The organism is Marinilabilia sp. (genome assembly GCF_016278715.1).
In the GTDB taxonomy this organism is placed as follows: Bacteria; Bacteroidota; Bacteroidia; order Bacteroidales; family Marinilabiliaceae; genus Marinilabilia.
On record NZ_JADQBH010000222.1, the window covers coordinates 1 to 8,566 of the forward strand.

Below are 8,566 nucleotides of genomic sequence, written 5' to 3' on the forward strand. Positions count from 1 at the left end.
ACGCCAAAGGTATCGTAGCCAAAGTAAATACAGAGGTGACCCGAATTGACCGGGATAATAAATTGGTGGAATATACCAATCTAGAAACCGGTGAAAAAGGAACCCAGGAATATGATAAATTGGTCATTACTACAGGAGCGACTCCCAATATGCCCCCCATTCCCGGTGTTGGACTGGAAGGAATTACCACTTTGCAATCCATGCAGGATGCCGATTATTTGCGTAAAGTTCGCGATGAAGGAAAGATTAAGAAGGCCGTGGTTATTGGGGGTGGACTGATTGGTATTGAAACTTTGGAGGCGCTTCATCTGGCAGGAATAGAACTAACCTTGGTTGAGTTATTGCCCCAGTTACTTGTTTTTCTGGATTGGAAAATGGCTAAGTTGGTGGAGAATTATCTGAAGACTAAAGCAAATGTAATTACTAAGAATGGGGTGTCCGAATTTATTGGAGAGAATGGAAAATTAACGGCGGTTAAACTTCAGAATGGAACAGAAATTCCTTGTGAGTTGGCTGTTGTGGCTATCGGGGTACGACCGAATGTAAAATTGGCGCAGGAAGCTGGTTTAAATATTGGCAAGCTTGGTGGTATTTCTACCAACGAATTTATGCAAACCAATGACCCGGATATTTATGCTGCGGGTGATTGTTGTGAAGTGAAAAATCTTATTACCGGGAAGAATGTTTTGGCGCCCTATGGTGACCTGGCCAATTTGCAGGGGCGTGCTGTTGGTGGAAATATTATCAAAGGAAATATCGCCAAATTTCCGGGAACAATACAAACGGGTATTTGCAAGCTTTTTGATTATGGCGTGGGTATTACTGGTTTGTCTGAAGCTAAGGCCATAGAAGCAGGATTTGATTATGAACGTGTGTTGAATGCAAGTCCTGATAAGCCCGGATTTATGAATGGGCAGTTGTTGATTACCAAGTTGGTTGTGGAGCGTAAGAGTAGGAAGATCCTTGGTGCTCAGGTACTGGGCCCTGGAGATGTTAGCAAGCAATTGGCTATTTGGGCCATAGCAATTAAAGGTAGCCTGACTGTTGATGACATGGTGAATGCTGACCTGCCTTATGCCCCGCCATTCTCACTGGCCATCGACCACAGTATTGCCACAGCTCATATCATGCAAAATAAACTCGAGGGAATCTTTGATGGTATTTCTTCAGTTGACCTGAAAGCCAAAGTGGATAAAGGGGAGGATTTGTTTATCCTGGATGCACGTGGGGCCGATGAATATGAAGAAATACGATTGGGAATTGGCGAAACGCTTATCCCTATTGGAAAGTTGCGTGAAAGACTTCATGAGGTGCCTCAGGATAAGAATAAAGAAATTGTCACACTCTGTAAAATTTCGCTACGAGGTTACGAAGCTGCAGTTTTACTGAAGCAGCATGGATATAAGAACGTTAAAATTCTTGAGGGTGGCATTGCTGCCTGGCCATTTGAACGAGAAAAATAATCTGTATATTACTTTTGAGAGTTTGTTTAAGCTCTGGCAAAGTTGATTTTTTGTCGGGGTTTTTATTAAATTTGAAAAAAAGATTCTAAAATGAGATTTGCAATTATTGTTGATGACACGACGAAAGTTGGTCGGGGATTATTAGATGTTGCCAAAAGCCTGGAAAAAATATACAAATCTGTTGTTGTTGAAAAATTTGCAGGGGAAAGCTCTTCTAAAGAATATATTCCTTCCAATAGGACAGTTTTAGCGGTTAATGATGCTGTGAATGGAGAAACTGAAAGGGTTGACGATGTCGATGATTTCTTTAATAGTATTTAATGTATCAAACTGAAATTACCGGTCAATTCAGGAAAGACCTTAAGTGAATAAAGAAACGTTCTTCCCAAAAACTTGATCTAATTCGTGATGTTGTGAAACTTCTTCAGACAGGTGGCGTTTCTTCCATTCCGGAAAGAATGCATCCTCACAGGTTGTCCGGTAATTATTCTGGAACCTGGGAATGTCATATCCTTCCGGGTTTACTCGCAATCTGGTTTCAAATAGAGAATGAAGGGTAATCAGACTTGTTAGCGCAGGAAGACATTCAGAGATTTTTAAATAGAAGAAACGCTTCTTAACTATTTCTACTGATTACTTCAAGCTTTTTTATATCCGTTATTTCAATATCCCTTTTCTTTAACTCCACGATTCCTTCGCTTTCAAACTCTTTCAAAAACTTAATGGTGCTTTCGGTGGAGATTGCAGCAAAATCGGCAATGTCCTGACGGGTGAGATGCTGAAATACCTGTTCCTGCATGAACGCTTCCGAAGACAGATAGAGCAGGGCAGAGGCCAGTTTCCCGCGCATCTGCTTATAAGATAGGTTTCCGATTACATCCAATAATTGTTTTTCGTTTCGGCAGTTACGGGATACTATCCGTAATGCAAAGTCGGCATTGGTTTGCAACAAGTTTCTTAGAGCTTCTTTCTCAATCATGCAAACCCAGGCATCTTTAATCGCAAGGGCCGAATAGTTATAGGTATTCTCTCCAAAGACAGAGCTGAACGACAGGAAATCGCCCGGGCCGGCCATACGAATATTCAGTTGACGGTTGTGCCCGGTTTGCAGATATACTCGTACCAAACCACTCAGAACATAAGTGACATGTGGAGAAAAAGCTCCCTGCTTGAATACATTCTCTCCCCGGAGGTATTGTACACGTGTTTTACTGTCGCTGAGTTTTTCCAGTTCTTTGGGATAAAGCCCCTGAAAACAGGCTGCGGAATCAAATATGCTGTCGGTATTTAATATGTTATCGGTCATGGGAACTCTTTTCTCTGAATTGGGAGATAAAGTTAATGAAAATATGGAGTTCTGTGTTTCGAATTCCATTACATGTGAAAGGGAGGACGGTTTAGTTTCCTCCCCCCAAAAACCCTTGCTATTATAAGGTGGGAAAATCCTCGTATTTAATGTCAATGTCTGAGGATACTGCGTTCTCTTTTACCTGTTCTGGGGTTTTACCTCCCGGGATGGCCACATGGCAGGCCGGATGTGAAATGCAGAATCTGAGACTGAGTTGGGCCATTGAATATTTGTTGTGTTCCTCAAAGAAGGGCTTAAAACTTTCTAATTGTAATAGATATTGTTCCAGTTTTTCGGGAGAAAGATTAAAACGCCGGTGGTCATCATCTCCAAATTTTGTCTCACCGGAAAATTTTCCTGACAAAAAGCCAAATAAAATGGGAATCCGGACGATGATACCAGTGCCATATTTTTGAGCCAAAGGAAAAAGTTTCTTTTCTGCCTCTCTTTCAAGTAGGTTGTATCTTACCTGTAGTACGTCAATAAGGTCATGGTGTTCTTCCAGAAAATGAGCCTGGTCAGTTTCCCTGAAGGACTGGACACTCCAGCCGGCATGTTTTATTTTACCGTCTTTTTTTAACTTCTCAAGGGCTTCCCATGGTTCATCCATGGCCAGGAGTGAGTCATCCGGACTGTGCAACTGAAGAATATCCAGTGCCTCAACACCTAATCTTTTAAGGCTCTGTTCTGCAGCATAAATAAGGTGTTTTTTTGAATAATCCGGGTTGCCTGGTGTGGTTTTGTGTTTTTCTTCCAGGTAGGGGTAGAAGTTATTGCCGGCTTTGGTTGCAATGATTGCTTTATCTTTTCTTCCCCGCTCATCAAGAACTTCCCGTATCAGTTTTTCTGAATGTCCCGAACCATAAGTGTCGGCCGTATCAATAAAGGTAATTCCACTGTCAAGGGCCTGATGTAAAGCTTTTTTTGATTCTTCATCATCGGTTTTCCCCCAGTCTCGGCCACTGATCCCCCAGGCACCAAAGCCTATGGTGGAAATTACAGGACCGTTTTTTCCAAGTTTTTGATATTGCATAGTTGTATTTTTGTATGACAACATAAAGGTGCGGTTTTTTTTGTTCAAAGAAAAGTGGGTGGTGACATAAAAAAAGCTGAAAAATTTCAGTTTTGAATCCGGAATGCTCCAGCTCTTATTTCTTGGGCTGCTCACACGGTAGTAGTATGTTTGTATTGTCAATTAAACGATGTCTGAATGAAGAAATTGACATCAAATTGTAAACAAACAAAAAATTAGTGATATGAAGATGTTACAAACAGAAATCCAGGAGATTGAATCAGCTGATGAGCTGCAGAAAATTATTTCAGAAAATGATAACGTAATGGTGTGCTGTGGACGAATGGGACCTATGTGTATTCCCGTTTATGATGCTATGGAAGAGTTGGAAGAGGAGCGTGAGAACGTGAAGTTTTACTCTATGGCTTTCGATAATCCTGAAGCACATGTTATTCGTAATGCGCCCGAGGCACAAGGTTTCATGGGACTGCCCTTTACTATGTATTACAAAAATGGTAATGTAGCACATGCCACCAGCAGTATTCAAAGCATGGACCAAATTACCAGCGTACTCGACGAACATTTTAATTAAGATTAATTCAATTAAATACAGCTTCAGGGTTAAAGGAAGAAAATCCCTTTAAGAATGATGTTAGTATCACTTTGACAGATTTCTTGTAAACAGGCTGAAAGCCTCAAGAGCAATTGTCCGGGGCAACGCCCTGGGAAAATGGAATATTCGACTCACCCACCCTCTTGCCCTTTGGTGGCCTTGCCACCAAAGGGCAAGAGGGGAAACGGAGAATGAATTATTCTCCCGGGTGTTTTCCGTGGCTAATTGCTAACAGACCTTCGGCTTTTTTTTATATGCAGAACCAATTTGTCAAAGAAGAAGTTAGAAAAAACAAATCAATGAACGATACTTACGACGTAATGATCATCGGAGCAGGAGCTGCCGGCCTTACCGCCGGTATTTATGCTTCCCGCGCCCGGTTGTCAACGCTGATATTGAATGATGGTGCCATTGGCGGTCAAATGGTGCTTACAAATGAAGTTGCCAATTACCCAGGGGTGGAGACGACTAACGGTTATGTGTTGGCCAATACCATGAAAAAGCAGGCCAAATCCTTTGGATGTAAAATCAAGACCAATGCGAAAATTGCCCGGTACCATCTGAATGGTGATGTGAAATCAGTGGAGTTGGAAGACGGACGTACATTCAGCGCAAAGACGGTGATCCTTACGCCCGGTGGTCGTCCCCGTTCGTTGGGGATTCCCGGTGAGGATACTTTCAAAGGGACAGGAATATCATACTGTGCCACTTGTGACGGCGATTTCTTCAAGGACAAGGAGATTGCTGTGATTGGGGGAGGGAACTCTGCTCTTGAGGAGGCAGTAACTTTAACAAGTTTTGCCACTAAAGTGACGATTGTGCATCAGTTTGACCGTTTTCAGGCTTTTGCGCATGCGGTAGAAGAGGCCCGGAAAAATCCCAAAATAGAGTTTGTGATGGAATCGGAGCCTCGCGAATTTGCAGGAAATGGCTCATTGCAAAGTCTTACCGTAGAGCATTTGCCTTCGGGAGAGAGAAAAATGCTCAAAGTAGACGGAACCTTTATTTTTATCGGTTATCTGCCCAATACAGAGCCTTTTAAAGGGTTGGTGGAATTAAATGAGCGCAACGAGTTTGTGGTCGATCGTGACATGAAAACCAATATTCCCGGAGTGTTTGCTGCCGGCGATTGCATAAACAAAAGATACAGACAGATTACCACAGCAACCGCCGAAGGTACCGTTGCGGCACTTAGTGCTTCGGAATACCTAAGAAAGATGTAGTCTTTTGAATAGTTTCTGAAAATCCCAAAGATGGAAAAGGCCGGTTCGAAAATGTTCGAACCGGCCTTTTTTGATTTGTTAAGAAGCCGGCTGAAGACCGGCTTAACGGGGTGGCTTTGGACTTGCCTGGGGTCACCCGACTGCTATTCTCATTAAAATCCCATTCCTTCTCCTCCTTCATCACCTCCATCTTTGCTTCCGCCACCCTGGCGTTTGTTTTGGTTCAGACGATAGATGAATGAAAGGCGGAACTCACGGGTACTCCAACGAAACTCATTGGTAGAAATCAAATCAGGTTGATGAATTTCGTAACGGAATTTCCGGCTGTTCAGGACGTCTCTTACATTCAGTGTGATGGTTCCGTTGCCTTTAAAAACATCTTTGCTCAACGACATGTGCATCATGTAAAACGGTTTCCGAATGCCCTGCGTTGTTTCCTGTTCGCCACGGTAAAAGAAAGTGGTCTGAAAACTAAGATCATTGTCCCATCGCATACGTGAATTGATGCGGGTATCCCAGGAGTAAGTGTCGCTTTCCAAATCCTGCACAATTCCATTCTCTTCAAAACTTCCTTCAGTTTGCATTCGGTAGAAATTGACATTTCCCGAAAGGTTCCACCATTTCAGGGGGTCCACTGAAACATTGGCTTCGGCACCGTATGCATGTCGTTCTGCCAGGTTTCGGGGTTCCGAGATGGTAATTCCTTCATCGGATACAAAATTGATGCGTTCCTCCACACCTGTGGTGTAGCGATAATAAACTCCGGCATAATAAGAAGAACGGCCGGGGGTGTAAACATAACCACTTTCATAAGCATCGGTGTATTCGGGTTCCAGGTTGGGATTTCCCCGTCGTAGGTTTCGTGAATCACTAAGTCCCGAAAAAGGATTGAGGTGCCAGAAATGAGGGCGGTCTATTCGACGGCTGTAACTTATCTGCCACGCATTGTAATTATTGAAGTGGTAAGTGGTGTGAATGGTGGGGAAAAAGTCGAAATAGGTGCGTTCATTCTCCTCGTCGGTCTGTATCAGATGGGTTTTAATGCCTGTATATTCTCCCCTCAAGCCCAATTGAGTACTAACGGGTCCCCATTTATTGGCTCCCTGCAGATAAAGAGCAACCACATTCTCATCGTAGCTGAAATCGTTGGTGTATTCCGGATCGGTAACCCAGTCGCCGGCTTCATTTTGACTTTGAACTTCGTAAGGGTTGGTAATTATTCTGAACTCCCCGCGCGCACCAGCTTCAAACCGGCCGTCGTTGCCAAAAGGATAGACATAATCGGCCTGAACCAGATAGTTTTCCTCCTTCTCTTCATTTAAAACTGTTTGATAGAAGATATCCTCCAGGGAAGCGCCTGCATCGGTGAAGAGCATTTTTTCTTCAATTTCCGAATCTTCCGATTCATCGTCCAGAATATACTGAGCAAAAGCATTGAGCTTATGTTCCTTATTTTCCGGATCAAAAATTTTCTCCAGGTTCAGTGAGAACTCCACATCCCACTCGGTTTCTTTTTCAACATCGTAACGACTTGATTTTTCCAACAGGTCTCCCGGAGTTCCGTTGTCGTCGTAATAATCCTGATAGATGACTTCAGTAACGTTTTCTTCACTGTCATAATCAAACATTCCCGCAGCAGTAAGGGTGGTTGTGCTGTTGATGAAAAAATCGGCACCTCCGCGCAGGTTGTTCGACCATCCTGAACGCTCCCGGTCTCTGTCCAGTTGCGTGTGAAACGGGGTTGTGGCCAAAGGAAAGTATTGTTCCGAAAATCCTTCCCCCAATCGACTGCCGTAACGCAGGCCATAGTTGAAAAAGTAGTTGATTTTTTCTCTTCTGAAATTTATATTGGCACCAAACTGGTACCTTTCGGGAGTGGCTACAGAAGCTTCAAACGATCCGTTTACTCCACGACGTTCATCCTTTTTTAAGATAATGTTGATAATCCCAACCATTCCGGCCGCTTCGTATCGGGCACTTGGGTTTGTAATGACCTCAATACGCTCAATCATATTGCCTTGCAAAGCCTGTAATGCGTTGGCACTCCCGGAATTAACAAGGCCTGATGGTTTGCCATCAATCAGCATTCGCACCCCGCCACTTCCCCTTAGCGATATGTTTCCATCGGCATCTACGGCAACGGTTGGGATGTTATCCAAAATCTCCGCGGCTGAATTTCCGGTGTTGCTCAGGTCTTTTCCAACATTGAAAATTTTCCTGTCAACGCCAATAACCATCTCACTCTTTTCACCTCGTACCGTTACTTCATTAAGACTTGTAGTGGAAGGCTCAAGGCGGATGGTTCCCAGGTCGACTGAGACTCTTCGGTTTTCTATATTAATATTATCAAAGGTGCGTTTCTGGTAAGACACAAACTGAACTTCCACATAGTAATTTCCGGGATTCAGATTAAAATTGAACTGTCCTTTCGAATCGGTGATGCCCCCGTCTATCAGTGACGAATCGCTCGAAAAAATAGAAATGGTGGCAAACTCAAGTGGTATATTTTTTGCCGCATCTATCACCTTTCCTGTTATTTTACCTTTGGTTGTCGGAGGTGCAGATTGGCTGTAAGAAGAAATGCTGATTAGGGAGAGTATGGCTAAAATAACAAAGCATCTATTCGTCATAACAAAGCGTTTTTCGTTATTGTAAACTGGGTATTTAGATGACTTTGTCCTAAATTAGTTTAAAAAAGTTAGACGTTAATTTGTGTTAATAACGCAGGTTGGGTGTCTGTAATAATAACGTACCACTTTTTGCCTGATAATAAATGCAAAAAAAAAGCCGGCAGAATCGTTTATCTGTCGGCTTTCCTAACTTAAACCTAACCCAAAAGTTCAAAAAAAAATGTAAATCTAATTCATGTAAATCTAATTCATGAATTAGATTTACATGAATTAGATT

General features: G+C 42.8%; 8 protein-coding genes. 5 read left to right on the forward strand and 3 right to left on the reverse strand.

The window, feature by feature from the left end:
- From QZZ43_RS13540 to QZZ43_RS19630, 3 genes are all read left to right on the forward strand, one after another.
- On the forward strand, nt 1-1,463 hold a 1,463-nt coding region (locus QZZ43_RS13540), incomplete at its 5' end, for an FAD-dependent oxidoreductase (RefSeq protein WP_291860352.1).
- A 90-nt stretch (nt 1,464-1,553) separates the two neighbouring features.
- Nucleotides 1,554-1,784: a hypothetical protein gene (locus tag QZZ43_RS13545; protein ID WP_291860355.1), complete on the forward strand. Its 231-nt coding sequence runs from the start codon at nt 1,554-1,556 to the stop codon at nt 1,782-1,784.
- Between the two features lie 47 nt (nt 1,785-1,831).
- Nucleotides 1,832-2,023: a type II toxin-antitoxin system mRNA interferase toxin, RelE/StbE family gene (locus QZZ43_RS19630; RefSeq protein ID WP_367221582.1), complete on the forward strand. Its 192-nt coding sequence runs from the start codon at nt 1,832-1,834 to the stop codon at nt 2,021-2,023.
- A gap of 56 nt (nt 2,024-2,079) precedes the next feature.
- Here the strand turns inward: QZZ43_RS19630 and QZZ43_RS13550 are convergent, their stop codons facing one another.
- Both QZZ43_RS13550 and QZZ43_RS13555 read right to left on the reverse strand, forming a co-directional pair.
- On the reverse strand, nt 2,080-2,769 hold the full coding sequence (locus QZZ43_RS13550; RefSeq protein ID WP_291860358.1) for a Crp/Fnr family transcriptional regulator: 690 nt from the start codon (nt 2,767-2,769) through the stop codon (nt 2,080-2,082).
- 121 nt (nt 2,770-2,890) lie between these two features.
- Nucleotides 2,891-3,844, reverse strand: a complete 954-nt coding sequence (locus tag QZZ43_RS13555; protein WP_291860361.1) for an aldo/keto reductase — start codon at nt 3,842-3,844, stop codon at nt 2,891-2,893.
- Between the two features lie 223 nt (nt 3,845-4,067).
- Between QZZ43_RS13555 and QZZ43_RS13560 the strand changes: the two genes are divergently transcribed.
- The gene (locus tag QZZ43_RS13560; protein WP_291860364.1) at nt 4,068-4,415 is read left to right on the forward strand and encodes a thioredoxin; all 348 of its coding nucleotides are present in this window, start codon (nt 4,068-4,070) and stop codon (nt 4,413-4,415) included.
- A gap of 320 nt (nt 4,416-4,735) precedes the next feature.
- Nucleotides 4,736-5,659, forward strand: coding sequence for a thioredoxin-disulfide reductase (gene trxB / locus QZZ43_RS13565; RefSeq protein WP_291860367.1), 924 nt, complete (start codon nt 4,736-4,738; stop codon nt 5,657-5,659).
- A 152-nt stretch (nt 5,660-5,811) separates the two neighbouring features.
- Here trxB and QZZ43_RS13570 read toward each other — a convergent pair whose 3' ends face one another.
- Nucleotides 5,812-8,289, reverse strand: coding sequence for an outer membrane beta-barrel family protein (locus tag QZZ43_RS13570; RefSeq protein WP_291860369.1), 2,478 nt, complete (start codon nt 8,287-8,289; stop codon nt 5,812-5,814).
- Nucleotides 8,290-8,566 lie beyond the last annotated feature (277 nt).